24 protein-coding genes and 1 riboswitch are annotated in these 25,097 nt (G+C 32.9%); of the genes, 14 read left to right on the plus strand and 10 right to left on the minus strand.

Going from position 1 to position 25,097, the window contains the following annotated elements:
• Positions 1 to 71: 71 nt before the first annotated feature.
• The 4 genes from LQ622_RS03840 to LQ622_RS03855 are packed head-to-tail and all read right to left on the minus strand — an operon-like array spanning position 72 to position 3,533.
• Entirely contained in the window at positions 72 to 761 is a 690-nt protein-coding gene (locus tag LQ622_RS03840; RefSeq protein WP_025905235.1) for an ABC transporter permease, read from the minus strand.
• Between the two features lie 2 nt (positions 762 to 763).
• Complete coding sequence (locus LQ622_RS03845; RefSeq protein ID WP_037588621.1) at positions 764 to 1,714, minus strand: osmoprotectant ABC transporter substrate-binding protein; 951 nt, start codon at positions 1,712 to 1,714, stop codon at positions 764 to 766.
• Between the two features lie 15 nt (positions 1,715 to 1,729).
• Entirely contained in the window at positions 1,730 to 2,365 is a 636-nt protein-coding gene (locus tag LQ622_RS03850; protein ID WP_037588619.1) for an ABC transporter permease, read from the minus strand.
• 13 nt (positions 2,366 to 2,378) lie between these two features.
• Positions 2,379 to 3,533, minus strand: a complete 1,155-nt coding sequence (locus LQ622_RS03855) for a betaine/proline/choline family ABC transporter ATP-binding protein (protein ID WP_159315506.1) — start codon at positions 3,531 to 3,533, stop codon at positions 2,379 to 2,381.
• 252 nt (positions 3,534 to 3,785) lie between these two features.
• Between LQ622_RS03855 and LQ622_RS03860 the strand changes: the two genes are divergently transcribed.
• The 5 genes from LQ622_RS03860 to ribH all read left to right on the plus strand — a co-directional run bounded on the left by LQ622_RS03860 (position 3,786) and on the right by ribH (position 9,493).
• Entirely contained in the window at positions 3,786 to 5,300 is a 1,515-nt protein-coding gene (locus LQ622_RS03860) for an FAD/NAD(P)-binding protein (RefSeq protein ID WP_103361433.1), read from the plus strand.
• A 558-nt stretch (positions 5,301 to 5,858) separates the two neighbouring features.
• Positions 5,859 to 5,991: riboswitch (FMN riboswitch) on the plus strand.
• A gap of 143 nt (positions 5,992 to 6,134) precedes the next feature.
• On the plus strand, positions 6,135 to 7,181 hold the full coding sequence (gene ribD / locus LQ622_RS03865) for a bifunctional diaminohydroxyphosphoribosylaminopyrimidine deaminase/5-amino-6-(5-phosphoribosylamino)uracil reductase RibD (protein WP_204168595.1): 1,047 nt from the start codon (positions 6,135 to 6,137) through the stop codon (positions 7,179 to 7,181).
• A gap of 4 nt (positions 7,182 to 7,185) precedes the next feature.
• Positions 7,186 to 7,818, plus strand: a complete 633-nt coding sequence (locus LQ622_RS03870) for a riboflavin synthase (protein ID WP_204168594.1) — start codon at positions 7,186 to 7,188, stop codon at positions 7,816 to 7,818.
• A gap of 11 nt (positions 7,819 to 7,829) precedes the next feature.
• Positions 7,830 to 9,002 (plus strand): bifunctional 3,4-dihydroxy-2-butanone-4-phosphate synthase/GTP cyclohydrolase II, encoded by a 1,173-nt coding sequence (locus LQ622_RS03875; RefSeq protein ID WP_037588609.1) that lies wholly within the window; start codon positions 7,830 to 7,832, stop codon positions 9,000 to 9,002.
• 20 nt (positions 9,003 to 9,022) lie between these two features.
• Positions 9,023 to 9,493, plus strand: coding sequence for a 6,7-dimethyl-8-ribityllumazine synthase (ribH, locus tag LQ622_RS03880; RefSeq protein ID WP_025905243.1), 471 nt, complete (start codon positions 9,023 to 9,025; stop codon positions 9,491 to 9,493).
• 40 nt (positions 9,494 to 9,533) lie between these two features.
• Here the strand turns inward: ribH and LQ622_RS03885 are convergent, their stop codons facing one another.
• Complete coding sequence (locus LQ622_RS03885) at positions 9,534 to 10,538, minus strand: proline dehydrogenase family protein (protein WP_107577375.1); 1,005 nt, start codon at positions 10,536 to 10,538, stop codon at positions 9,534 to 9,536.
• Between the two features lie 245 nt (positions 10,539 to 10,783).
• Entirely contained in the window at positions 10,784 to 11,239 is a 456-nt protein-coding gene (locus tag LQ622_RS03890) for a DUF805 domain-containing protein (RefSeq protein ID WP_239774725.1), read from the minus strand.
• A gap of 499 nt (positions 11,240 to 11,738) precedes the next feature.
• On the opposite strand from LQ622_RS03890, the gene LQ622_RS03895 reads away from it, so the two are divergent.
• Positions 11,739 to 12,074, plus strand: a complete 336-nt coding sequence (locus tag LQ622_RS03895) for a hypothetical protein (RefSeq protein ID WP_025905246.1) — start codon at positions 11,739 to 11,741, stop codon at positions 12,072 to 12,074.
• Between the two features lie 42 nt (positions 12,075 to 12,116).
• Here the strand turns inward: LQ622_RS03895 and LQ622_RS03900 are convergent, their stop codons facing one another.
• On the minus strand, positions 12,117 to 12,626 hold the full coding sequence (locus LQ622_RS03900) for a gamma carbonic anhydrase (protein ID WP_037588601.1): 510 nt from the start codon (positions 12,624 to 12,626) through the stop codon (positions 12,117 to 12,119).
• An 84-nt stretch (positions 12,627 to 12,710) separates the two neighbouring features.
• On the opposite strand from LQ622_RS03900, the gene LQ622_RS03905 reads away from it, so the two are divergent.
• Both LQ622_RS03905 and LQ622_RS03910 read left to right on the plus strand, forming a co-directional pair.
• Positions 12,711 to 13,529 (plus strand): alpha/beta fold hydrolase, encoded by an 819-nt coding sequence (locus LQ622_RS03905; protein WP_025905248.1) that lies wholly within the window; start codon positions 12,711 to 12,713, stop codon positions 13,527 to 13,529.
• A gap of 81 nt (positions 13,530 to 13,610) precedes the next feature.
• The gene (locus LQ622_RS03910) at positions 13,611 to 14,018 is read left to right on the plus strand and encodes a transcriptional regulator, SarA/Rot family (protein ID WP_025905249.1); all 408 of its coding nucleotides are present in this window, start codon (positions 13,611 to 13,613) and stop codon (positions 14,016 to 14,018) included.
• Between the two features lie 717 nt (positions 14,019 to 14,735).
• Here the strand turns inward: LQ622_RS03910 and mnmM are convergent.
• Both mnmM and mnmL read right to left on the minus strand, forming a co-directional pair.
• Positions 14,736 to 15,293: a tRNA 5-(aminomethyl)-2-thiouridylate-methyltransferase MnmM gene (gene mnmM / locus LQ622_RS03915; protein WP_204168635.1), complete on the minus strand. Its 558-nt coding sequence runs from the start codon at positions 15,291 to 15,293 to the stop codon at positions 14,736 to 14,738.
• The gene (gene mnmL / locus LQ622_RS03920) at positions 15,290 to 16,249 is read right to left on the minus strand and encodes a tRNA modification radical SAM protein MnmL/YtqA (protein WP_204173750.1); all 960 of its coding nucleotides are present in this window, start codon (positions 16,247 to 16,249) and stop codon (positions 15,290 to 15,292) included. Before mnmL ends, mnmM begins: the two co-directional genes overlap by 4 nt.
• A gap of 119 nt (positions 16,250 to 16,368) precedes the next feature.
• Between mnmL and LQ622_RS03925 the strand changes: the two genes are divergently transcribed.
• The 3 genes from LQ622_RS03925 (at position 16,369) to LQ622_RS03935 (ending at position 20,552) form a co-directional block, all read left to right on the plus strand.
• The gene (locus LQ622_RS03925; protein WP_204168633.1) at positions 16,369 to 17,544 is read left to right on the plus strand and encodes an MDR family MFS transporter; all 1,176 of its coding nucleotides are present in this window, start codon (positions 16,369 to 16,371) and stop codon (positions 17,542 to 17,544) included.
• Between the two features lie 290 nt (positions 17,545 to 17,834).
• Positions 17,835 to 20,219, plus strand: coding sequence for a leucine--tRNA ligase (gene leuS, locus LQ622_RS03930; RefSeq protein ID WP_126477596.1), 2,385 nt, complete (start codon positions 17,835 to 17,837; stop codon positions 20,217 to 20,219).
• A gap of 21 nt (positions 20,220 to 20,240) precedes the next feature.
• Positions 20,241 to 20,552: a rhodanese-like domain-containing protein gene (locus LQ622_RS03935; protein WP_037588592.1), complete on the plus strand. Its 312-nt coding sequence runs from the start codon at positions 20,241 to 20,243 to the stop codon at positions 20,550 to 20,552.
• A 285-nt stretch (positions 20,553 to 20,837) separates the two neighbouring features.
• Here the strand turns inward: LQ622_RS03935 and LQ622_RS03940 are convergent, their stop codons facing one another.
• Positions 20,838 to 22,097, minus strand: coding sequence for a BaiN/RdsA family NAD(P)/FAD-dependent oxidoreductase (locus LQ622_RS03940; protein WP_037588590.1), 1,260 nt, complete (start codon positions 22,095 to 22,097; stop codon positions 20,838 to 20,840).
• Between the two features lie 122 nt (positions 22,098 to 22,219).
• On the opposite strand from LQ622_RS03940, the gene LQ622_RS03945 reads away from it, so the two are divergent.
• From LQ622_RS03945 to LQ622_RS03955, 3 genes are all read left to right on the plus strand, one after another.
• Positions 22,220 to 23,854, plus strand: coding sequence for a putative polysaccharide biosynthesis protein (locus LQ622_RS03945; protein ID WP_025905265.1), 1,635 nt, complete (start codon positions 22,220 to 22,222; stop codon positions 23,852 to 23,854).
• 3 nt (positions 23,855 to 23,857) lie between these two features.
• On the plus strand, positions 23,858 to 24,565 hold the full coding sequence (locus LQ622_RS03950; RefSeq protein ID WP_239762045.1) for a pseudouridine synthase: 708 nt from the start codon (positions 23,858 to 23,860) through the stop codon (positions 24,563 to 24,565).
• 63 nt (positions 24,566 to 24,628) lie between these two features.
• Entirely contained in the window at positions 24,629 to 25,054 is a 426-nt protein-coding gene (locus LQ622_RS03955) for a YtxH domain-containing protein (RefSeq protein ID WP_025905267.1), read from the plus strand.
• Positions 25,055 to 25,097: the final 43 nt, after the last annotated feature.

Here is a 25,097-nt window from a genome sequence, read left to right on the forward strand (position 1 = left end):
TTTTTCTTAGGTGAAAGTATTAAAATAACAATAGTTGCTACAATTACTTTAAATATAAATTTCATTTAATATCACTCCGAAAGTGTTTGAGGTTGTGGACCTTTTTGCTTTCTCTTTGTTGGGTCTAATTTCTTTTCAATATATCCTAAAAATAAATCACTTAATACTGCTAATAAAGCGGTAGGGATTGCACCGGCTAAGATTAGTGATGTACCATCAGTAGCGTTTGTACCTCTAATAATGATATCACCAAGTGTAGACGATCCAATAAATGATCCGATTGCAGTAACACCAATTGCAATAACGAATGCGATTCTTATACCACCGATCATAACAGATAAAGAAAGGGGAAGTTCAACCATCGTTAAGATTTGACGTGAAGTCATACCCATACCTTTACCAGCATCTTTAATACTTGAATTTACGTTATTAATACCAGTATACGTATTTTTGATAATCGGTAATAAAGCGTATAAGAATACTGTCATAACAACAGTGTTAGAACCAAGACCCATTACAAGCATTAGTATAGCTAGTAGGGCAAGTGCTGGAACCGTTTGAATTATATTAGCTAGTGAAATAACAAAGCCGGATAATTTAGAATATCTAGCAATGAAAATTCCTACTGGTATACCTATTATAACCGCAAATAACACACCATAAACAGAAATAAGTAAATGAGTTAGAAAAAGTTGAAATATATATCCACCATTTGTTGCATAATAATCGACTAATTGTGACCATACATGATTATCAACCACTATTACTCACCATCCTTTTCATCGTCAAAATAATTGTGCTTTTTAAGGAATTCTTCAGCTACTACGGCAGGTTCTTTAAGGTTATTATCTGCTTCGTAGTTTAATTTTTGCATTTGTTCTGTTGAAATTTTTCCTCTTAATTTATTCATTGCACGATCAACATAAGGTTTTTCTTTAATTAAAGATTTTGTAACTAATGGACTTGCATCATATGGAGGGAAGAAGTTCAAGTCATCTTCAAGCACAACTAAATCATAGCTCGCAATTCTTCCGTCTGTCGTGTAACCTAAAACAACGTCCATTTTACCTGTGTTTAACGCATCATATACAAGACCAATTTGCATTGGACGAGTACGTTTAAAATCGAAACCATATTTTTCTTTAAATGCTGGGTATCCATCGCCAGGACGTTTCATCCAAGATGAGTCAACGCCTGCTTCTAATTTGTTTGCTACTTTTTTCATATCTGAAACTTTTTTAAGGTTGTATTTCTTCGCTGTTTCTTTCGTAACCATCATGGCATAAGTGTTTTCAAAACCATATGAACCATACCATTTTTGGTCGTAATCTTTATCGAATGCATCTCTCACTACTTTTAAAGCTTTTTTAGGGTCAGTGATAGGGTCTTTACCCAATGCACCTGTTAAATCAGTTCCCGTATATCTTGCACTTGAAATGTTAACATCACCACTATTTTGAGCATTAAATGTAACAGTTGATGATCCTAAATTATTGATAAGCTGTATGTTGTTTTCTTTTACGTTATCTTTTTTAGCTTCATGTTCTATCATCAATTTATCTATATGTCCCATAATTTGTGATTCACTTGTGTTTTGCATACCTATTTTTATTGAGTTTTCATCACCTGAAGCGCCAAGAAAAGGTAATGAACATCCAGATAAAATGACAGATAAAGCCATGATAGGCAATAACAGTTTAAAATATCTATTCATGTTTATATTTCCTCCTTATCTTGAAACTTTTAACCCTTTAGGTGTAACCCATAGTTCAACTTTAGAAAGTACAAAGTCCATAATAAGCGCAATTAATGTAACACTTATGGCACCGCCAATAATTAAATCAGGTTGGTATAAGTTCAAACCATTAAAGATAAAGTCGCCTAAACCACCAGCACCAATGAAACTTGCTAATGTTGCCCAACTGATTGCATAAACACTTGATAAGCGTACGCCACTCATAATAACTGATATAGCAAGTGGTAATTCAATCATGAACATTTCTTGGAATTTTGTCATACCCATACTTAGTCCAGCTGCTTTAACATTTTTATCAACATTATTAATACCGATATATGTGTTGTTTAAAATCGGTAATAAGATATAAATAAATAATGCTAAAATGGCAGGTAATTTACCAACACCTATGAAAGGAATCATAAGTGCTAATACTGCTAATGACGGAACGGTTTGTAGAACACTTGCAATAGATAATACGACTTTGGCTAACTTTTTAGTTCGTGTTAATAAAATGCCAAGCGGTATCGCTACGATCATTGCTAAAAGTAAAGCTAATAATGAAATATAGAAGTGTTCCAGTGTTTTCTGAAGTAGTTCGTTTCCGTTAACTTGTAAGAATTCAATCACTATTTTTCACTCCTTATTTGATATCACTTTTTTCAGTTGCTTCTGCTTCTTCAGGTTGTCCCCATATAGAATCGTAAACAATATCTACTAAGCTTGCTCTTGTTATAACACCTTTTATGTAATATTGTTCATCAACCACAGGAATTAATCTCACATTTCGTTTTAAAATTGTACGAACAGAGTCTTGAAGCATCGTACCTGTCTTAACTGTATAAATATCTCGATGCATAATATCGATAATGTCTGATTTTTTACGATATCCTTCGTTTAAATCTTCAATATCAATATATCCGACAAGTTTACCTTTTACATTTGTAATAAATAGCGTATCTACGCGTCGCTCTCTCATAATTGAAACAGCTTCGTCAATAGTCTTCTCAGAAGTGATGGCAATTGGATCTTTCATTGCATCATCAACAACACGTATGTTAGGTCTATCTTGAATAAGTCTGTTCTGACCGATAAACTCGCGTACGAAATCATTAGCTGGATTTTTTAAAATATTGTTTGGTGAATCAAATTGAATGATTTCACCTTGAGACATAATACAAATTCTATCTGCCAATTTAATTGCTTCATCCATATCATGCGTAACAAATATAATGGTTTTACCAAGTTTTTGTTGTAGCGTTTTTACAAGGTCTTGCAATGTATCTCTCGTAATAGGGTCTAACGCGCCAAATGGTTCGTCCATTAAAATGATATCTTGGTCTGCTGCAAGTGCTCTTACAACACCAATACGTTGTTGTTGTCCACCAGATAATTGAGATGGATATAAATCTAAATATGATTCTGGTAAGTCTACTAATTTAATAAGTTCTTTAGCTTTTTTCTCTTTTTCTTCTTTAGTCCATTTAAGTAATTTAGGTACTAATACGATATTTTCACGTATTGTCATATGTGGCATTAAACCAATTTGTTGAATGACATAACCTATATTTCTTCTTAAATTAACTGGATTCATCTTGCTTAAATCTTTCCCGTCAAGCGTAATTGTCCCGCTAGTTGGCTCAATCATACGGTTAATCATTCTTAAAGCAGTTGTCTTCCCGCTACCACTCGTACCGATAAAAGCTATGAATTCACCAGATTCAATTTCCATATTGATGCTATTAACGGCTTTTTTACCGCCACGATAAACTTTAGTTAAGTCTTGGATTGATAACATAACACTTCTCCTTTTTTTGAAATTTATAATAATGACGTTTATTATTATAACACATTAGTTGCATAATTATGAAAATCGCCCAAATCGTGTAATTTATGTTTATTGTTATTTAAAAAAAGGAATAAATACAAAAAGTGTGAATTAGGCTAGAAGTATGTATAAAGACAAGTCGTGTTTTTCACATGTATAATAGATTTATAAAATTCGGTATTTTTTGCATATTATGCATTGAAAGATTTGGAGGGGGACAATTTGAAAGTAGCAATAATAGGAATGGGAACTGCTGGTGTTAGTACATTAAATCAATTAGCAAAACATAAAAAGTTTAAGAAAATTACGGTCGATATATTTGATAGTGTCGAAGATATGGGTATGGGCAAGCCATTTCAAAATGATAGTGATCGCTTACTCATTAACTTACCAGCTAATCAAATGTCTTTAAGTCCTGATGATACGAAAGATTTTAAGAAATGGTATAAGAAAAATGATGATTTTGACTATGGAAAAGCTAAATATTTACCACGATTAGTATTCGGTCATTATATGAAATCTATTTTGAATGACTTGTTAAATAAACACGATAATATATTCGTACATAAGCATAAAGTTGATAGTTGCTATGTCGAAGAAATTAAAGATGAAAGAGGTCAATATAAAATAGATGTCTGTTATATAGAAGATGATGAAGCGGTATGTCAAAAATATGACTATGTATTTTTGACTATTGGAACTTTACCTTATAAAGATCCATACAATTTATCTGGATTAAAAGGGTATATTGAATCACCATATCCAACAATTAAAGCATTGCGTGATGTAAAAGAAAATGACGATATTGCGATAATTGGAACAGGACTTAGTTCAATAGATGTCATTAGATTTGTAATGGAAAATCATAAACAACTGCCAATAACTGTAGCATCAAGACATGCTCAATTTCCGACAGTCAGAGGTATTAAACATGAAATCAATTTGAAGTATATTACGAAAGATGCAATAGAAAAATTAAAAAAGACGCATAAAGGTATCGCACCATTAAAAGAAATAGAAAATCTCTTTGCAAAAGAATGTGAATATCAAAATATTAACTTGAAGAAAATGCTTTATCGATTTAAAAAAGATAATGTAGCGAATATGAAATATGATTTAAGACATGAAGATGAGGTAGGGCATTTTCAATCATTTGTTGAAGAAGTAAAACATCATATGATTCCTGTTTGGAATGCCATGACACTTGATGATAAGACGACATTTTTAGAAAAGTATGGACATCACTTTAAACGTAATGCGAATCCAATGCCTCAATCGTCTGCTAAGCAATTAATCGAATGGATTGAAAATGGAGACATTGTCGTTAAAGAAGGATTAGAAAATGTACGAAAATATTACGGTAAATTTAGAATTAAATACGAAGGTGAACAAGAAGAATCAAGTTACCATTATGTTATTAATGCGACTGGTCCTAAAAAACATTTATCAGAATTGACAGAAGAAGAGCATTTTATTAAAGGATTAGAGAACAAACAAATTATAGCTGCTCATCCATTTGGAGGTATTCTAGTCATGCCATATTCAAATGAAGTTATTAGTCCTAAATTCGGTACAATGCCTAATTTAAAAGTCATTGGACAATTAACAAGTGGTGTTAATTTTGACGTAAATGGCGTTTCATTATTAGTCGATCAATCCGTAAGAGCAGTCAATGACTTATATGTTGAATTAGAAGAAAGAAAAAAAGTTAAAAAGGCGAAATCAAAAAAGAAATAGAATAGGGAGCGGGACAGAAATCTAATTTGTATAAAAAGATTTCGTAGTCCCGCCCCGGCAAGGATGACTAGAGTTGAAAGAAGCTTGATACAAGCGCATTTTCAATTCAGTCAGCTACTGCCAAGATGCTAAAAGAGTCTGAAACATTACATTATGTCCAGACTCTATTTTTATGTGTACGGGTGATGGGGCGTTTAAAGCAGTTTTGGCTGAAAGTGTAAATACTGGTGCCGTTATTAGCAGTTTTGGTACAAAGTGCAAATACTGATACTGTTATTAGCAAGTTTGGCAAGAAGTGCAAATAACGAGTGTGTTAGTAACAATTCAGGCGAGTTTTGTAACTAATGCCCCCGTTATAAACAAGTTTCATCAAAAGTGTTCACAACAACCTCGTTATGAACAAGTTTGGCCAGAAGTGTTCACAACGCCCGCCGTTATCAGTTTTTTAAAACCATCAGACAAACACCAGCTAAATAAATTTAACTTCTTCATTTGTAATTCTTAGTGAAATGGTATAGAATGATGTCATCAGTGATTACTGATATATAATTTAATAATATATTCTTTCGGGGCAGGGTGAAATTCCCAACCGGCGGTATAATAGCCCGCGACCCATAAGTGATTTTTCATTTATGGCTGATTCAGTAACATTCTGAAGCCGACAGTATAGTCTGGATGGGAGAAAGAATAGACGACAGCGTATGTTATACGCTTATTTCGTTATACTTAAAATGTTAAAGTCTTTTTTCATAAAAGGCTTATTTCGTGATACATTTTTACTCCCAACCACCGAAAAGTGATTTTCGGTGGTTTTTATTTTTAGGAGGTAAAGAAATGAATCAATATTTAGATTTTGCAATTGATTTAGCTGAACGGGTACAAGGACAGACGGGTACGAATCCTTCTGTTGGTGCAGTTATTGTTAAAAATCATAAAATCATAGGTTTTGGAGCACATTTAAAAAAGGGTGAAGCACATGCTGAAATACAAGCTTTAAAAATGGCAGGTGAAGAAGCTCAAGGTGCAACAATATATGTTTCTTTAGAACCTTGTTCACATTATGGTTTAACACCACCTTGTGCGAAAGCGATTATCGACAACGGTATTCAATCAGTTGTATATGCAGTCAAAGATGGTTCTCTTAAAAATAGTGGTCATGAAATGTTGTACGAAGCTGGGATAGATGTAAAACATGAGCCTTCTAAAAGAGCAGAAGACTTATATGAAGCATTTTTTCAACAACAACGAACGAAAATACCATTTATCACTTTGAAAATTTCTACGAGTCTAGATGGTAAAGTTGCGACAGATTACAAAGAAAGTAAATGGATTACTTCTAAAGAAGTTAAACAAGATGTATTAAAATTGCGCTCACAACATGACGCCATTATTACAGGTGGGATGACAGTTCGTGAAGATAATCCATTATTAACTTCTCGTAATCCTGAGTTAAGTAATCCAACTAGAATTGTATTAACAGAGCAATCAAGCTTTGAAGGTGATTATGAGATATTCAAAGATGAAGATAATCCTGTCGTTGTTGTAACGAGTTCGGAATCATTTCACACGTATGAGAATCAACATATTAAAGTTAAGAACAGTGATTTATCAAATTTAAAAACGATTATGAAAGATTTATATGAAGAAGGATATGCTCAAGTGATGGTTGAAGCAGGTCCTAAACTTGTAAGTCAGTTTATTGAACAAGACTTAGTAGACCAATTAATTATTTATCAAGCCCCGAAGATGATTGGTGGTCAAGGAAAATATCAATATTATCAAACGCAAGATGTCGTTCCTTTATCCAATAGTAAATTATTTGAAATTATATCAACAGAAATCATTGGTGGAGATCTTAAAATAACATTAAGAAAGAAGTGACAAGATGTTCACAGGACTCATTGAAACAGTTGGTGTAATCAAGAATACAAGTACAAACCAAGGCGTTAAAACATTAACAATTGAAGCCACTGAAATAATGGATGATTTATCACTAGGTGATTCCGTTGCTGTTAATGGTGTTTGTCTGACCGTTACTGAGAAAGCAAGTTCTACTTTTAAAGTGGAAGTGATTACTGGAACAATCTCAGTAACTTATTTAGAACATTTGAAAATGAATGACAAAGTCAATCTTGAAAGAGCGATGTTAGCGAATGGAAGATTTGGCGGTCATTTTGTAAGTGGACATGTAGATGGTCAAGGCATTATTAAACATATTTCAAAAAGACAAGATGAATGGATTATTGAAATATCTGCAGAAGCGCATTTATTAAATCAAATGATTGATAAAGGATCTATCACAGTTGATGGTGTTAGTTTGACAATTTTCAAATTATATCCTCAAAAATTTGAAATTCATTTAATTCCTGAAACGAGAGATCGTACAATCTTTGTTAATAAAAAACAAGGCGACAGCGTACATATTGAAACGGATCTGTTATTTAAATATGTGCAGAAAGCAACAGGACAAAATCATTCAAATTTATCCGAAGAGAAATTACTAAATCTAGGATTTTAGGAGGCTATAACATGTTTGATAATGTAGAAGATGCCATACAAGAACTTAAAAGTGGTAAACCGATTATTGTAGTAGATGATGAAGATAGAGAAAATGAAGGTGACCTCGTCGCTATATCTGAGTATTTAACAGCTGAAACGATTAATTTTATGGCTACACATGCGAGAGGTTTAATCTGTGCACCGATTAGCAGTGAAATTGCTCAACAATTTGGTTTGAAATTGATGACTGAAACAGGTGATAAATATAAGACTGCATTTACTGTAAGTATTGATCATGCATCGAGTACGACAGGTATAAGTGCTTTTGAAAGGGCAGATACGATTAAAGCCTTAATAAATGAAACGTCACCAACAGCATTTGTTCAACCAGGTCACGTATTTCCATTAATAGCTAAAGACAATGGTGTTCTTGAAAGAATAGGTCATACAGAAGCTTGTGTTGATTTAGCGAAACTTTCTGGAGCGAAACCAGCTGGTGCTATTTGTGAAATTATGAATGATGATGGCACGATGGCTCGTAGAGATGATTTATATCAATTTAAACGTAAACATGGTTTGTTAATGATAACGATTGATGAACTTGTGAAATATAGAAAACGACATGATCAAATTATTCATCTTGAATCTAAAGTTAAATTACCAACTTCATACGGTGAATTCGATATGTACGGCTTTACATCTCAATTAGACGATAAAGAATATATTGTCATTAGTTCAGGTGAAATCAAAAATGGTATGAATGTACGTATTCATTCTGAATGTGTGACAGGTGATATTTTCCATAGTGCAAGATGTGATTGTGGAGAGCAGCTTGAATATTCAATGAAATACATTCAAGTACATGGTGGCATGATTTTATACTTACCTCAAGAAGGTAGAGGAATAGGTCTGATCAATAAACTTAAAGCATATGAACTTATTGAACAAGGTTATGACACGATTACTGCTAATGAAGCTTTAGGCTTTGAAGCGGATTTAAGAGATTATACTGAAGCGAGTCAGATTTTGAAATACTTTAATATAGAAGAAATTCAACTCATCAGTAATAATCCAGATAAATTTAATCAATTACAAGATTTAGGTATACATGTTTCTAATAGAGTTCCAGTTGTAATTGAACCGAACGAAACAAACGCATCATATATCAATACTAAAAAGCATGAAATGGGACATTTAATATAAAATAGAATGGAGTTTTTAAAATGAAATTTGAAGGTAAAATGGATGGATCACAATTAAAAGTAGCAATCGTCGTGAGTAGATTTAACGATTTTATAACAGGTCGTTTATTAGATGGTGCTAAAGATACTTTAATCAGACATAATGTGGAAGAAGAAAATGTTCATGTCGCATATGTACCTGGTGCGTATGAAATTCCTTTAGTAGCTAAAAAGTTAGCGAAGTCAGGTAAATACGATGCAGTCGTAACATTAGGCTGTGTCATTAGAGGGGCGACTACACATTATGATTATGTATGTAATGAAGTTGCGAAAGGTATTTCTAAAGTAAACGATGAAACTGAAGTACCTGTAATATTTGGAATCGTAACGACAGAAACAATTGAACAAGCGATTGAAAGAGCAGGAACAAAAGCAGGTAATAAAGGTGGAGATGCTGCCTTAGCTGCAATAGAAATGGCAAACTTACTTAAAAATATCGAAACACAAATATAAAACCAATGAAGCCAGGACAAGCGTCCTGGCTTATTATATGTTATTTCTTCTTACCTTTAGCAATGCCGCCAATACCTAATAGGGTTAAGCCAGCTAATACACTAGCTCCGATAGCGATTTTTCCTTTATTCTTTTCACTAAAGATATCTAATAACATTAAATTAATATTTTGAGGTCTTTCTGCTAATCTTCTCATAAAGTAACCGAACCAATCTTCCCCAAATGGTACGTACATACAGAAGTTATAGCCTTCGTTAGCAATTTGATATGCATAATCTGTTCTAAAACCATATAACATTTGGAATTCAAATGAATCTCTTGAAATATTATGATCTTTAACAAATTGTTTTACATGATTAATAACATTATGATCGTGTGTTGCAATTGAAGTGAATGCTTTAGCAGTTAATAATCTTTTTTCAATTAATGCTATATAATTTTTATCAATTTCTTCTTTAGTTTGAAAAGCAATATGTGGTGCTTCTTTATATGCACCTTTTACTAATCGTAAACGTACATCATCGTATTTATCCATAATATTCATAGCATCAAATAAGTATGCTTGAATAACTGTTCCTACATTTTTAAATTCACCTTTAAGTTTATCTACTATTTCAGTAGTACCAACTAAATCTTCATATTTTTCAGCATCGATGTTTACAAATGTATTTCCGTATTCATGAGCTTTTAATAAAATTTCTCTCGTATTTTGATAAGCAAACTCTCTATCTATATTAAGACCTAATTGTGTAAGTTTAATAGATACATGCGCATCAATATTAGCATTGTAGTTTCTTCGCATAATTTCAACAATATTTTGTTGAGCTTCTAAAGCTTCTTGACGTGATGTTACGAATTCCCCTAGATTATCTAACGTACATGAAATTCCTTTCATATTTAATCTTTCAACTGTATCGATTGTTGAATCAATATCAACGCCCGCTACGACCTTGTTTGCACCTAGTGCAGGACCCATTTTCTTAGCTGATTCATTCATGAATTTGTTGTTAGATAATGCAATAAAAAAATCTTTTACGACAGGCATAGCAAGTCCTCCTTAAATATATATGTTCATTTAATTTATTTTATCATGGAAATACAAATTTAGTTAAGCGTTTACATTTTTAATATAATGTAAAATTATACTAATTATGAATTCTGACACGAAAAAGAACGCCCCCGTAAGGCGTTCCATAATATTGACAATATTTTGTCCGAAATTAGATATTATATACACGTATATTAATGTAGTTTAAATAGATTTGTATAATGCCATTGAACAATTAAATCTTAAGCGTATTTAGGACTTTCTCCATATTTGTTTGGTTCTTTATGTCCGTCACCACACGCCATAATTAGTATTGCTAGATTCAAAAAGAAACAGATAATCATTAAAACAGCATATATTACACTAACAGTTGTACTTGTAACGTAACTATTAAATAAACTATACAAAATATCTAAAGTGAAAGTAATTGCATAAGTTATAGTTGGAAATGTCATTGTCATATTTAAATCATGGAATCTTCTACTAGTTACAGAAATAGAAGCAATAAAAGTTGCGAAATTAAATATGAAAGAAATAACAACTGTAATAAGTTCAGGAATAGGTATCAATCTAATTAATAGATTTCCCAGCAAAGTGATAATGATTGTAGCAAGTATTGGATACCAGAATTCTTTACGTCTAGATCGACCGTGAATATTAAAAGCATTTAACCAAAATAGTTTGTAGTAATGCACCATAATAAATCCCTCCAATAATACTTTTCTAAGATGTAATTAATACTATTATATACATAAATGGATAAAAAAGGAATTTAAACTATAAAAAGAGAAACTGATCGTCTTAATCAGTTTCTTTCTAATTTTCTAGTTATTAAATTTCGATTTGTTGTTTGTTATGGGGTAGTGGTTGATGTTGAAGTTACTTGCTCATAGTTTGGTGAAATGGGTTCTGCTGCTATGCTAATTGCATGTGGTAGAAATGTGAATATAAACAAAGAAATAATTATTTTTTTAAAGAAATGCATTTTATCATGCTCCTTTAAAGGCGTCTTATGTTACATCTTTAAAGTAACACGACAATATGAATTGATTGCTAATTCAATGTAAAGATTTAATGGCTATTAATGTTAATTTTATGTTAAGGAAAGCGATGAATCTTTAAAGTATCTTAATAATTATAGTTAGTTTGTCGTGATATAATGAATGTATTAGAAATGACTGTAAAGGAGAAATCGGGATGTTTAGGGATATGGCATTTTATATGTTTGGAAAACCTTTAGATAGTTTCGTGCAATTGTTTATTTTTGAGCCAATTGTGATTGGTATTATAGCAATTTTAGTGGCGATGATTACTAAAAAGTCATGGACAGTTTTTATAACAATCATTGCTTTAAATATTATTGATAATTTCTTACTCGTTAACTACCACTTTAGTGGGGCAGGTATAGGCACAATATTAGTTCAGAATGTTGTCTTCTTCTTTGAGAAGTTCTTCTCGATGTTTTATGAAATAATTATCGCTTATATCGTTGTAAAATTACCGTTTATGCATAGCAAATTTAAAATAGCGTAACAAAAAAGGATTGGGACATCGAGTCTCAATCCTTTTTACTATTTATTGATCTGCTTTATAAATCTCAGCTTTTTCAATATATGATGCATTGATTCTTTTTAATTCATTATAATCATCTTCTGTCAGTTCTCTAATGACTTTTGCAGGACGACCAAACGCTAACGTATGTGGTGGTATTTTCTTTCCTGGTGGAACGAGTGACCCAGCACCGATAAATGCATATTCTCCAATTTCTGCACCATCAAGAATTGTTGAATCCATTCCGATTAACGCGTGCTTGCGAATAATACTAGAATGTAATGTCACTTTATGACCAACTGTTACAAAATCTTCTATTATAAGTGGTTGGTTAGGACTTTGGTGTAAACAACATAAATCTTGGATATTAACACCTTCACCAATAATTGTAGGGGCAACATCTCCTCTAATAACTGAGTTAAACCATACTGAGCTTTTAGGACCGATTGTAATATCACCAATTAAAGTTGCATTTTCAGCAATATAACAGCTTTGATCGATTTGTGGTTTTTGACCTTTAAAAGATTTAATCATTCAAGATTCTCCATTCTTTTGAAAAATTTTGTTATACTAAGTTTAACAAAAAAGTAGCTATATAGGTAAAAGGAGTAATATATTATGTGGAAATGGGAAACTGAGAAAGAAGCTAAAGGAATTGTAGTAATTGTACATAATATGCTAGAACATACAGGAAGATACGCATACGTAATCACTAAGCTACGAAGAGAAGGTTACCACGTTATTATGGGTGACTTAAAAGGGCAAGGACAAACTTCCCGTGTACATAGAGGACATGTTGATAAATTTGAAGAATACCATGAGCAAGTACTTGAATGGATATCTATTGCAGAAGAATATCACTTACCAGTATTTACATTAGGTGTTGGTTTAGGTGGACTTATTCTTCTTAATTTATTAGAAAAAGTAGATTTAAAAGTAGAAGGCGTACTATTGATTTCACCGCTAGTTGCTTTTCAACAAAATATTTCAACAAGACGTAATTTCTTAGCTTCAAGTTTCGGTACAGTCGCGAAAGATGCTAAATTTGATACAGGTATTAAAGTAGAAAGTTTAACAAGAAATAAAGAAGTAATAGATGATACGAATAAAGATGCTTTAATGTTAAATAAAGTGAGTTACCATTGGTATAAGACCATTTTAGAAACGATGAAAGCAACTATGGAAAATATCCACCACATATCTCCAATTCCTACATTGCTGATGCTAGGTACAGAAGATAAAATAGTAGATACAGAATCAATTCGACAAATCGGTAAAACAATCAATACAAACGAATTATATTTCAAAGCTTGGCATGGACTTAATCACGAAGTACATAATGAACCAGAACGCGAAAATGTTATGAAATATATCATTTCATTTATGAATAATCGGATTCACTATGTAGGATTATTAATAGATGATGAAACAGAATAATTTATAAAATATCATACAAATAAGCTTAAGCGTTACTATATCGGGTATATAACACATATAGAGAACGTTGGGGGCGAGTTTATGACAGAGAAAGTAAATAACGTAAGTGACTTAATTCTATTAGATGATATTCAAAAAAATATAAATATTATTTTTTATAAAATCGAAGAAAAGTTTGATATAGAAAAAGAAGAGTTTCTTACATTAATCATGTTATGGAATAATGGATCAATGAGTTTGAAAGAATTGGATGGTTATATAGATATCAAGCCATACAAACGAACAAGATTATACAATAACCTTGTGAAAAAAGGGTGGATTAAAAAAGTACGCCCAGAGAATGATGAAAGAACAGTAATCGTTGAAGTGAATAAAGACTTCGAAGACAAGAAAGATGCAATAATCGATTTCGCTTGTGAAGAAATCAAGAATAGAAAAGAACATTTTGAAAAACAATTTGAATCAATCGTTAATACATGTAATATATAAGAACGCAAACCTGATGATCAGGTTTGCGTTTTGTCATTTTCGAGGAATTTTGGGGAGGTATATAGGTTTTGGCTTCAAGAATTAAGAAAGAAGAAGGTTAAAAAAATGAGTGAGCAGTTTAAGAGTGAAAAAGATGTGAGTTAAAGAAGCAGTAAACTCACGAGATTGAGAAACATTTGAGTTAAAGGTGGAATAAACCCACGAGTCATGGCTTAAGTACCGAGTAAAGCCAAGAGATGAACCAAGTCATGGCTTAAGTACCGAATAAAGCCAAGAGATAGCCCAAGTCTTGGCTTAAGTGCTGAATAAAGCCAAGAGATAGCCCAAGTCTTGGCTTAAGTGCTGAATAAAGCCAAGAGATAGCCCAAGTCTTGGCTTAAGTACCGAATAAAGCCAAGAGATAGCCCAAGTCTTGGCTAAAGTCCTGAATAAAGCCAAGAGATAGCCCAAGTCATGGCTTAAGTAGCGAGTAAAGCCAAGAGATGAACCAAGTCATGGCTTAAGTACTGAATAAAGCCAAGAGATGAACCAAGTCGTGGCTTAAGTACTGAATAAAGCCAAGAGATGGACCAAGTCTTAGCTTAAGTGCTGAATAAAGCCAAGAGATCACCCAAGTCTTGGCTTAACCACCGAATATATCCAAAAAACCTCAAATCTCACACATAAAAAAAACGCAAACCTATTCCTAAGGTTTGCGTTTACTCATTTTACTCATTTTTATCTTTTTTCTATTGCTAATATATATGGTGGATTGTTTTTTTGGTTTATAAATTGATAGCGAAGTACGTGTGCTGATTGTTGATCTATTGAACTTACGTAATTGATGACTTCGTTAGATTCTATCTGGCCTTCTGGGTGTCCTGGATATACGACTAATACGATGATGCCATTTTTACTTGTCATTTCGAATAGACTTTCAATTGCTTTAATTGTTGTCGGTGCATTCGTTGTAATATGTTTATCGCCTTTTGGTAAATAGCCTAAATTAAATATTGAAGCATCAATTTGCTGATGACGTTCTTTTATTATAGGTGCTGCATTTTCATGACCTGTTTGATAATAATGGATATTACTAAATGCTTCAGTTTTGATTTTAGTATTTTTAATGGCTTCTTCTTGTATATCGAACGCATATACTTCTCCGTTTGGAACTTGATTTGCAAGGAAAAGTGTATCGTTGCCGTTACCGCATGTTGCATCAACTACGATACTTTTGTCCGTTATATGTGTTGCTATTAAATCTCTTGCGAATGGTAAGATTCCTTGAACAATCATTTTTGAACTTGTTCTGCTTTCTTAAATTTAGATCCTTGCATTGTGCCACGTTCTTTAAGTTCATTGTCTATAGCGTTAAGGACTTCCCACTTATTTACACTCCACATAGGTCCAACCATTAAATCGATAGGACCATCACCCGTAATACGATGAATGATCATTTCTTCTGGTAAAATTTCTAATTGGTCACATACGAGTTGCGTATAATTATCTTGAGTCATGAATTCAAGCATACCTTTTTCGTATTGTTTAACCATTGGAGTACCTTTAAGTAAGTGTAACAAATGGATTTTAATCCCTTGAACGTCCATTTGTGCGACTTCTTTCGCAGTTTCCATCATCATATCGTAATCTTCACCAGGTAAACCGTTAATGATATGTGTACAAATATTGATATTGTGTTTTCTTAATTTAGCGATACCTTCGTAATAGCATTTCATATCATGAGCACGGTTAATTAAATCAGATGTTTCTTGGTGTACAGTTTGTAAACCAAGTTCTACCCATAAATATGTTCTTTCATTTAATTCTGCTAAGTATTCTACAACATCATCTGGTAGGCAGTCTGGTCTTGTCGCAATTGATAGTCCAACTACATTTTCTTCTGATAAAGCAGCTTCGTATTTTTCTCTTAATACTTCAACTGGCGCATGCGTATTTGTAAAAGCTTGAAAATAAGCGATATATTTTCCTTCAGACCATTTTTCATGCATTTTGTCTTTAATTTCTTTAAATTGTACATGGATTGGTTCTGCACGATTACCTGCAAAGTCACCGCTCCCGGCTGCTGAACAAAATGTACAACCCCCATGAGCTACTGTGCCGTCACGGTTTGGACAATCAAATCCACCATCTATTGCGATTTTAAAAATCTTCTCACCAAATTTATTTCTTAAATGATAATTCCATGTATGATATCTCTTGTTATCAAATGCATAACGGAATTGTTCTGTCATTATATTTCACATCCTGTTCTACAAACTTATCTAAAGCATTTTAACATATAATATTGAACTTTTGCAGAAAAAGGTTTAGACTATTAAAATTGACAAAATTTGAGAGGAGGTCGAAATCCTTGAGAATGCCGAAAATTGTTAAAATGCTCATCATAGGAATGGCGATCAATATTACAGGATCAAGTTTCTTATGGCCACTTAATACAATATATATGAATGAAGAGTTAGGTAAGAGTTTAAGTACAGCTGGTATCGTTTTAATGATTAATGCATTCGGGAGTGTAATTGGGAATTTATTAGGCGGAAGTTTATTCGACAAAATTGGTGGGTTTCGTTCTATTATTTTTGCGTCTATTTTAAATATTTTAAGTTTAATCGGGTTAAACTTTTTAAATGATTGGCCATGGTATCCTTTCTGGCTTGTGATACTTGGTTTTGGTGGAGGCGTAATTGTGCCAGCTATTTATGCGATGGCTGCTGCGAGTTGGCCTAACGGAGGACGCACAACATTTAATGCAATTTATCTTGCACAGAACTTAGGTGTTTCTATTGGGGCTGCAGCAGGTGGATTTGTAGCGGATTTTAGCTTTAATTATATTTTTATGGCGAACTTACTACTATATGTCGTGTTTATCATAATAGCGTTAAAATATTACAACATAGATTTAGATATTCATTTGAAAAATGATGAAGGCATCACGAGTGCTATGCAAGTTAAAGATAAAAGTAAATTCACTGCACTTATACTTCTATGTATTATGTTTAGTTTATGTTGGATCGGATATGTTCAGTGGCAAACAACAATTGCAACTTATACACAATCAGTTGGTATTTCCTTGAAACAATATAGTTTCCTTTGGACAATAAACGGTGTATTGATATTAGCAGGGCAACCTTTAATTGCACCATTTATCAATAGATTTAAAGAGAAATTGAAATTACAAATGTTTATAGGGCTGACGATTTTTATATTAAGTTATGTCATTACAAGTTTTGCTGAGCAATTTACAATGTTTGTTGTAGGGATGGTTATTTTAACATTTGGAGAAATGTTTGTATGGCCAGCAGTGCCTGCAATCGCAAATAAATTAGCACCTAAAGGCAGAATGGGTGCATATCAAGGTATTGTAAACGCATCTTCAACAGTAGGGAAAGCATTCGGGCCAGTTGTAGGTGGCGTAATAGTTGATATGTTTGATATGAAAATGATGTTTTACAGTATGATAATACTTATTTTAATAGGTTATTACTTCTTATACATTTATGATAGAGGTATTCCAAAGCAAGATACATGATATTAATAAATAAGACTTGCAAAATATATTGAAATTGCATAATATTAGGATGTATATAAGTAAAGTAGCTTTAATGCGAATCTTAAGAGAGTCAGTGGTGCTGTGAACTGATGATATCCATTAAGTGAACTTACGAACGATTTATTATTTATTAAAAGCAATCTTAAACCATATAAATGAAGCGCACTTAATTGTGAATTCTGGGTGGTACCGCGGCATATTTATTCAAGTCGTCCCAACTGTTATGATGGTTGGGATGGCTTTTTTTATTTTATAGGAGGAACGAACAAATGAATTATAATCATCAACAAATTGAAAAGAAATGGCAAGATTTTTGGGCAGCTAACAAAACATTTAAAGCTAACGATAATCTTGGACAAAAGAAATTCTACGCTTTAGATATGTTTCCGTATCCATCTGGCGCTGGTTTACATGTAGGACATCCTGAAGGTTATACAGCTACAGATATCGTCTCAAGATATAAAAGAATGCAAGGTTACAATGTACTTCACCCAATGGGTTGGGATGCATTTGGTTTACCAGCTGAGCAATATGCTATCGATACAGGGAATGACCCTAAAGAATTTACAGCTAAAAATATTGCGACTTTTAAAAGACAAATTCAAGAGCTAGGTTTCTCATATGACTGGGATAGAGAAGTGAATACAACTGACCCAGACTACTATAAATGGACGCAATGGATTTTCATTCAATTATATAATAAAGGATTAGCTTATGTTGATGAAGTAGCAGTAAACTGGTGCCCAGCTTTAGGTACAGTATTATCTAATGAAGAAATCGTTGATGGTGTTTCAGAACGTGGAGGACATCCAGTTGTTCGTAAACCAATGAGACAATGGGTATTAAAAATCACTGAATATGCAGATCGCTTATTAGAAGATTTAGATGAATTAGATTGGCCTGAATCTATTAAAGATATGCAAAGAAACTGGATTGGTAGATCTGAAGGTGCTGAATTAAAATTCAATATTGATAATACGGATTTATCATTTGAAGTATTTACAACTCGTCCAGATACAATTTACGGTGCGACTTTTGCCGTACTTTCACCAGAACATCCTTTAGTAGATTTAATTACGACTGAAGATGAAAAAGAAGCTGTTGAAGCATATAAATTAGCAGCATCACGTAAATCTGATTTAGAAAGAACAGATTTAGCAAAAGATAAAAGTGGTGTATTCACTGGTGCATTTACAACAAACCCATTCACTGGTAAAAAAATGCCGATTTGGGTTGCTGATTATGTGTTAATTAGTTATGGAACAGGTGCAGTTATGGCAGTTCCAGCACATGATGAAAGAGATGCTGAGTTTGCAGAGAAATTCAATTTAGATATCATCACAGTATACGATGAAGATGGAAAAATGATTGATTCAGATGTATTAAATGGCTTAACAAAAGAAGAAGCGGTACCTAAAGCAATTGAATTACTAGAAGAAAAAGGTATCGGTCATAAAAAAGTAAGCTATAAATTAAGAGATTGGTTATTTAGTAGACAACGTTATTGGGGTGAACCAATTCCAGTTATTCATTGGGAAGATGGTACAATGACAACTGTTCCTGAAGAAGAACTTCCATTAATCTTACCTGAAACAGATCAAGTTAAACCATCAGGTACAGGAGAATCACCTTTAGCTAATATCGATGAATTCATTAATGTTGTAGATCCTAAGACAGGTATGAAAGGTCGTCGTGAAACGAATACAATGCCACAATGGGCAGGAAGCTGTTGGTATTACTTAAGATACATCGATCCTCATAACAATGAACAATTAGCTGATCCTGAAAAACTTAAACACTGGTTACCTGTTGATTTATATATCGGTGGTGTAGAACATGCCGTGCTTCATCTATTATATTCAAGATTCTGGCATAAAGTGTTATACGATATCGGTGTAGTACCAACTAAAGAGCCTTTCCAAAAATTATTTAACCAAGGTATGATTCTTGGTGAAGGTAATGAAAAAATGAGTAAATCAAAAGGTAATGTTGTTAACCCTGATGATATTGTACGTTCTCATGGTGCAGACACATTACGTCTATATGAAATGTTCATGGGTCCTTTAGATGCAGCAATTGCATGGAGTGAAAATGGATTAGACGGTTCACGTCGTTTCTTAGATAGAGTATGGCGTTTATTTGTTACTGAAGAAGGGAACATTACGGATAAGGTCGTTGAAAACGAAACACCAGACCTAGATAAAGTGTATAACCAAACAGTTAAGAAAGTAACTGAAGACTTCGATACACTAAACTTCAATACTGCAATCAGTCAAATGATGGTATTCATCAATGATTGTTATAAACAAGATCAAATCAGCAAAACATATGCTGAAGGTTTTGTTAAAATGTTATCACCAATTGCGCCACATATTTCTGAAGAATTATGGCAAAAACTTGGTCATAACGATACTTTATCTTATGAAGAATGGCCTACATTTGATGAGTCATTACTAGTAGATAACGAAATAGAAATTGTTATCCAAGTTAACGGTAAACTAAAAGACAAAATCAAAATTTCTAAAGATTTATCGAAAGATGAAATGGAAGCAGTTGCGATGGATAATGAAAAAATCAAAGAAGCGATTGAAGGTAAAACAGTCCGTAAAGTGATTGCAGTTCCACAAAAGTTAGTTAATATCGTAGCAAATTAATCAATTAGGAGTGTTCTAGTGATGAAAGAAATTACAGTAACAGAATTAGCAGAAAAAATTACATCTAATAGTCCAATTAATATAGTTGATGTGAGAGAAGATCATGAAGTAGCATTAGGTGTAATCCCTGGTGCTAAACATATTCCAATGGGAGAAATTCCAAATGAATTAGATCATTTCTCTAAAGACCAAACATATTATATTGTATGTGCAGGTGGCGTTAGAAGTGCTCGAGTAGTTGATTATTTAAATGACCACGACATTGATGCAGTAAACGTAGAAGGCGGCATGAATGAGTGGGGCGACGATGGTTTAGAAAACAAAAGAATTTAATGAAGAAATAAATAAGGGAGCGGAACAGAAATCTAATTTGTATAAAAAGATTTCGTAGTTCCGCCCCGGCAAGGATGACTAGAGTTGAAGAAAGCTTGGTACAAGCGCATTTTCAATTCAGTCATCTACTGCCAAGACACTATATAAGGCTGAGACATTACATTATGTCTCAGCCTTAAAATATGTGTGAGTATAATATTATTTAGAGTTAGTAACAATTCTAGCCAGTTTTGTAAATAAGGATGTCATAAATCACAGCTCACACTAAAAGCATGCTATAGAATTTTAATCATTAAATTGTGCTGCGTTATAGCCTGCTACATATCCTGTGACAAGTGCACTTGTTATATTATAGCCACCTGTATAACCGTGGATATCTAGTACTTCTCCTGAGAAGTATAGTCCTGCACATATTTTGGATGCCATTGTATTAGGTTCGATTTCTTTAATATTAACACCGCCACCTGTTACGAAAGCTTTATCGAGTGGAAGTGTACCATTTACTGTGAATGTAAATGATTTAAGGTTTTCTACGAATGTTCGAATGGCTTGCTGGGACAGATGATGGTATGTCACATCTAAATCAATACTTGACTGTTGTAAGATAAAATGTAAATATCTTTCTTGGACTAGTCCTTTTAGTGCATTTTTAATTGCTTTATTTGGTTCGTCTTTTAATTTTTTTACAATTTGTTGTTCTAAGTCATGTGCTTTAATTTCTGGAAAGGCATCTATAGACATTTGTATGTCGGTTTTCTTTTGAGATTTTTGTTCTTTGTAAACAAATTGACTACATCTTAATGCTGCTGGTCCTGAAACGCCAAAATGTGTAAACAACATATCCATTTGATGTGTGATTCTAGGTTTACCATTTTTCTTGAGGACGGATAGTCCGACATTTTGTAAACTTAATCCTTGAAGTGTTTTGTTTTTAATGAATGGTTCACTAGATTTAATTGGTACTTCTGTTGGGAATAGTTCTGTTATGGAATGACCTAAACACTCAGCGAATTTATACCCGTCTCCTGTCGATCCAGTATGTGGTACACTGCAACCGCCTGATGCGATGATGACAGTCTTTGCAGGGATAAATGTACCATCTTGTAGTGTGACGCCTGTTATTTGTTGATTTTCACTTTCAACAGATGATACTGTAGTTTCTTGGCGTATTTCTACACCATTTTGTTTAATGGAATCAACTAGTGCATCAACAACATCTTGAGCGCGATTTGAAACAGGGAACATTCGTCCGTGATCTTCTTCTTTTAATTGTACAGATCTAGATTCAAAAAATTGTATAATAGATTCATTATCGAATGTTGAAAATGGACTATATAAGAATTTTCCATTACCAGGAATGTTTTTTATAATTTCTTCATAAGGTAAGCGGTTGGTAACGTTACATCTACCGCCACCAGATATGCGGAGCTTTCGTCCTAAGCCTTTTTTCTTTTCGAGTAGCAAGACGTTTTTACCATTTGAACTTGCACTATATGCGGCCATTAAACCACTAGGTCCAGCGCCGATAATTATTGTGTGATACATAAGTTACCTCCATAAGTCGATGTAATAATATTTTAACGAATAATGTGTCTTTAAAAAAGTAGTAGAATAGAAATAAACCTGTTATTATTAAATTTAAAAGTAAATTAGATAGGGATGAAATTATGTCAGAAAGTAAAGCGCTAGTAAGGGGAACCTTCCTACTTACTGCAAGTATTTTAATAACAAAAGTAATTGGTATTCTTTATTTAATACCTTTTTACGCTATTATAGGCGATGAAAAAAATCTTGCTCCATTTACATATGCTTATCAACCATACACAATCATGATAACAATAGCAACTGCGGGCGTTCCTTTAGCAGCTGCGAAATATGTATCTAAATATAACGCATTAGGTGCTTATAAAGTAAGTAGAAAATTGTACCGGTCAAGCTTTTTAGTTATGACGGTATCAGGATTTATCGGATTTTTATTACTTTATTTCTTATCACCAACTATTGCTCAATTAACTTTAGCAAATAAAGGTGGTATAGAAGGTGGATGGGGTATAGAAGATATTACAACTGTTATTAGAACAATAAGTTTTGTAGTATTATTTATTCCATTACTCGCAACATGGAGAGGGATCTTCCAAGGATTTAATTCAATGGGTCCTACAGCTGTATCTGAAGTAACTGAACAAGTAGCACGTATCGCATTTATACTTGGCGGAAGTTATATCGTATTAAATGTCATGGATGGTTCTGTGTTAATGGCCAACCAAGTTGCAACTTTTGCAGCTGGTATCGGTGCAATTATCGCATTACTGACTTTACTTTATTTTTGGATGAAGAGAAGACATTTAATAAAAGCAGAAGTTGAACAAGATACAAGTGATATTGATGTATCGTATATCAAAATATATAAAGAAATCATTAAATACAGTATTCCATTTGTAATCGTAAGTTTATGTTTCCCAATTATAAACTTAATCGACCAGTTTACACATAATACTGGGTTAGCGATGGCGGGTGTAGGCAGTGAATTACAAGATATTTATTTCACAATGCTAAGTATGACAACTAATAAAATTGTTATGATTCCGACATCTCTTGCAGCAGGATTTGCAGTGAGTTTAGTACCATTTATTACGAATACTTACAATTCAGGTAGAATTGATGCAATGCATCATCAAATCAGAAAATCATTAGGCGTATTATTATATTTAACAGTTCCAGCATCACTTGGCATTATGGTATTAGCACAGCCTTTATATAACGTGTTCTATAGTTACAATCCAATGGGTACAGAAATATTATTCTGGTATGCGCCAGTTAGTATTTTAATCGCATTATTATCTGTAACAGCTTCAATGTTGCAAGGTATTGATAAACAAGCCTTAACAGTATGGATCGTTATCGCGTCATTAGTCATTAAAGCAGTTATTAACTTACCACTTATTATGGTATTCCATACGTTAGGTGCTGTTATTGGTACGGCAATCGCATTATTAGTAGCTGTTATCTTAAATTGTGTAGTTCTATATAAATATGCAGACTTTAAATTTAATATCACAATTTACCATACATTAAGAATTACTTTCTATACTATAATCATGGTATTATTCGTTGAGTTAAGTTACTTTATTGTGTCATTAATCATTGATCCAACATCAAAATTAGGTGCGCTTATCACACTTATTGTAGGTGGATGTGTAGGTGTAATCGTATATGGATATTTAACAATGCGTTCACGTTTAGCGGATGAATTTTTAGGTGATTTAACTGCAAAAATTAGACGCAAAATTAAGTGGGTGTAAATGATGAGATTAGATAAATTTTTAGCAAATTCAGGTATCGGAACAAGAAAAGAAGTTAAAAAGTTTCTAAAGAAAAATCTCGTTACCGTTAATGATGAAATCGTTAAGAAACCTGAAATGCATATTAATCCAGAAGAAGATGTCATAACATTTGATGATATTCCGATAGAATATGAACCAGTTGTTTATTTAATGATGAATAAGCCATCAGGATTCGTTTCAGCAACAGAAGATGATGAACATGAAACTGTCATTGATATTGTCCCAGAATATATGCATTTAGATTTATTCCCGGTAGGGCGTTTAGACAAAGATACAGAAGGTTTATTACTTTTAACAAACGATGGTAAATTCTCGCATCAACTTATGAGTCCGAAACAAAAAGTCGCTAAAAAGTATTATGTTGAAGTATCTGGACACATTTCAGAAGATGCAATAGATATTTTTAAAGCAGGCATTGATTTAGGAGACTTTACATCTTCTCCAAGTGAATTAGAAATTGTAGAAAATGGGGAAGACTCTATTGCTTACGTTACGATTTATGAAGGTAAATTCCACCAAGTTAAGCGAATGTTTCATGCGATAGGTTGTGAAGTGACTTATTTAAAACGTGTTCAAATTGCTGATTTAGAACTTGATGAACGTTTAGAACTTGGTGAGTATAGACATTTGTTAGAAGAAGATTTTAAACTTTTAAATTTATCTGTTTAAAATGTTTAGAAAGATTTCCTCGGGGTAATATAATAAATATTAACTAAATAGAGGTGGATACAAATGGCTAAAAAAGCAGGATTATTTAGAACGTTAGTAGTATTAGGGGGAACTGCAGCAGCAGTTGTCTTATCTAAAAAAGAAAATAGAGATAAATTAAAAAATGAATACGGGAAATATAAAGAAGATCCAGAGAATTACAAAGAAAATGCTAAACAAAAAGCAAATGAACTAAAAGGTAAAGCACAAGACGAGTACTCAAAATATAAAGAAGATCCAACTTCTTATAAAGAGTCAGCTAAAGAAAAGGCAAAAAATGAATTCCAAAAAGCAAAAGAAGATCCAAAAGGTTATGCATCAAATGCTAAATCTCGTCTAAAAAAAGAGGATCAAGATCCAACTGAACAAAGAGAAGCTAAATTTGATGATGAAGGCGGAACTGCAAACAACAATTTAAGAGTTGTTACAGAAGAAGACTTGAAGAAATAATTTTCTTCTTATGTTCAATATTGGCTAAAACTAGGGCAACTTA

The organism is Mammaliicoccus sp. N-M50 (genome assembly GCF_022386995.1).
GTDB lineage: Bacteria > Bacillota > Bacilli > Staphylococcales > Staphylococcaceae > Mammaliicoccus > Mammaliicoccus sciuri_A.

What these genes read in the sequence shown, in the direction of transcription:
- LQ622_RS03845 (WP_037588621.1), bottom strand. Translation starts at nt 1,714, where the DNA reads ATGAATAGATATTTTAAACTGTTATTGCCTATCATGGCTTTATCTGTC.
- LQ622_RS03855 (WP_159315506.1), bottom strand. Translation starts at nt 3,533, where the DNA reads ATGTTATCAATCCAAGACTTAACTAAAGTTTATCGTGGCGGTAAAAAA.
- ribD (WP_204168595.1), top strand. Translation starts at nt 6,135, where the DNA reads ATGAATCAATATTTAGATTTTGCAATTGATTTAGCTGAACGGGTACAA.
- LQ622_RS03870 (WP_204168594.1), top strand. Translation starts at nt 7,186, where the DNA reads ATGTTCACAGGACTCATTGAAACAGTTGGTGTAATCAAGAATACAAGT.
- LQ622_RS03875 (WP_037588609.1), top strand. Translation starts at nt 7,830, where the DNA reads ATGTTTGATAATGTAGAAGATGCCATACAAGAACTTAAAAGTGGTAAA.
- ribH (WP_025905243.1), top strand. Translation starts at nt 9,023, where the DNA reads ATGAAATTTGAAGGTAAAATGGATGGATCACAATTAAAAGTAGCAATC.
- LQ622_RS03885 (WP_107577375.1), bottom strand. Translation starts at nt 10,538, where the DNA reads ATGCCTGTCGTAAAAGATTTTTTTATTGCATTATCTAACAACAAATTC.
- LQ622_RS03890 (WP_239774725.1), bottom strand. Translation starts at nt 11,239, where the DNA reads ATGGTGCATTACTACAAACTATTTTGGTTAAATGCTTTTAATATTCAC.
- LQ622_RS03895 (WP_025905246.1), top strand. Translation starts at nt 11,739, where the DNA reads ATGTTTAGGGATATGGCATTTTATATGTTTGGAAAACCTTTAGATAGT.
- LQ622_RS03900 (WP_037588601.1), bottom strand. Translation starts at nt 12,626, where the DNA reads ATGATTAAATCTTTTAAAGGTCAAAAACCACAAATCGATCAAAGCTGT.
- LQ622_RS03905 (WP_025905248.1), top strand. Translation starts at nt 12,711, where the DNA reads ATGTGGAAATGGGAAACTGAGAAAGAAGCTAAAGGAATTGTAGTAATT.
- LQ622_RS03910 (WP_025905249.1), top strand. Translation starts at nt 13,611, where the DNA reads ATGACAGAGAAAGTAAATAACGTAAGTGACTTAATTCTATTAGATGAT.
- mnmM (WP_204168635.1), bottom strand. Translation starts at nt 15,293, where the DNA reads ATGATTGTTCAAGGAATCTTACCATTCGCAAGAGATTTAATAGCAACA.
- mnmL (WP_204173750.1), bottom strand. Translation starts at nt 16,249, where the DNA reads ATGACAGAACAATTCCGTTATGCATTTGATAACAAGAGATATCATACA.
- leuS (WP_126477596.1), top strand. Translation starts at nt 17,835, where the DNA reads ATGAATTATAATCATCAACAAATTGAAAAGAAATGGCAAGATTTTTGG.
- LQ622_RS03935 (WP_037588592.1), top strand. Translation starts at nt 20,241, where the DNA reads ATGAAAGAAATTACAGTAACAGAATTAGCAGAAAAAATTACATCTAAT.
- LQ622_RS03940 (WP_037588590.1), bottom strand. Translation starts at nt 22,097, where the DNA reads ATGTATCACACAATAATTATCGGCGCTGGACCTAGTGGTTTAATGGCC.
- LQ622_RS03945 (WP_025905265.1), top strand. Translation starts at nt 22,220, where the DNA reads ATGTCAGAAAGTAAAGCGCTAGTAAGGGGAACCTTCCTACTTACTGCA.
- LQ622_RS03950 (WP_239762045.1), top strand. Translation starts at nt 23,858, where the DNA reads ATGAGATTAGATAAATTTTTAGCAAATTCAGGTATCGGAACAAGAAAA.
- LQ622_RS03955 (WP_025905267.1), top strand. Translation starts at nt 24,629, where the DNA reads ATGGCTAAAAAAGCAGGATTATTTAGAACGTTAGTAGTATTAGGGGGA.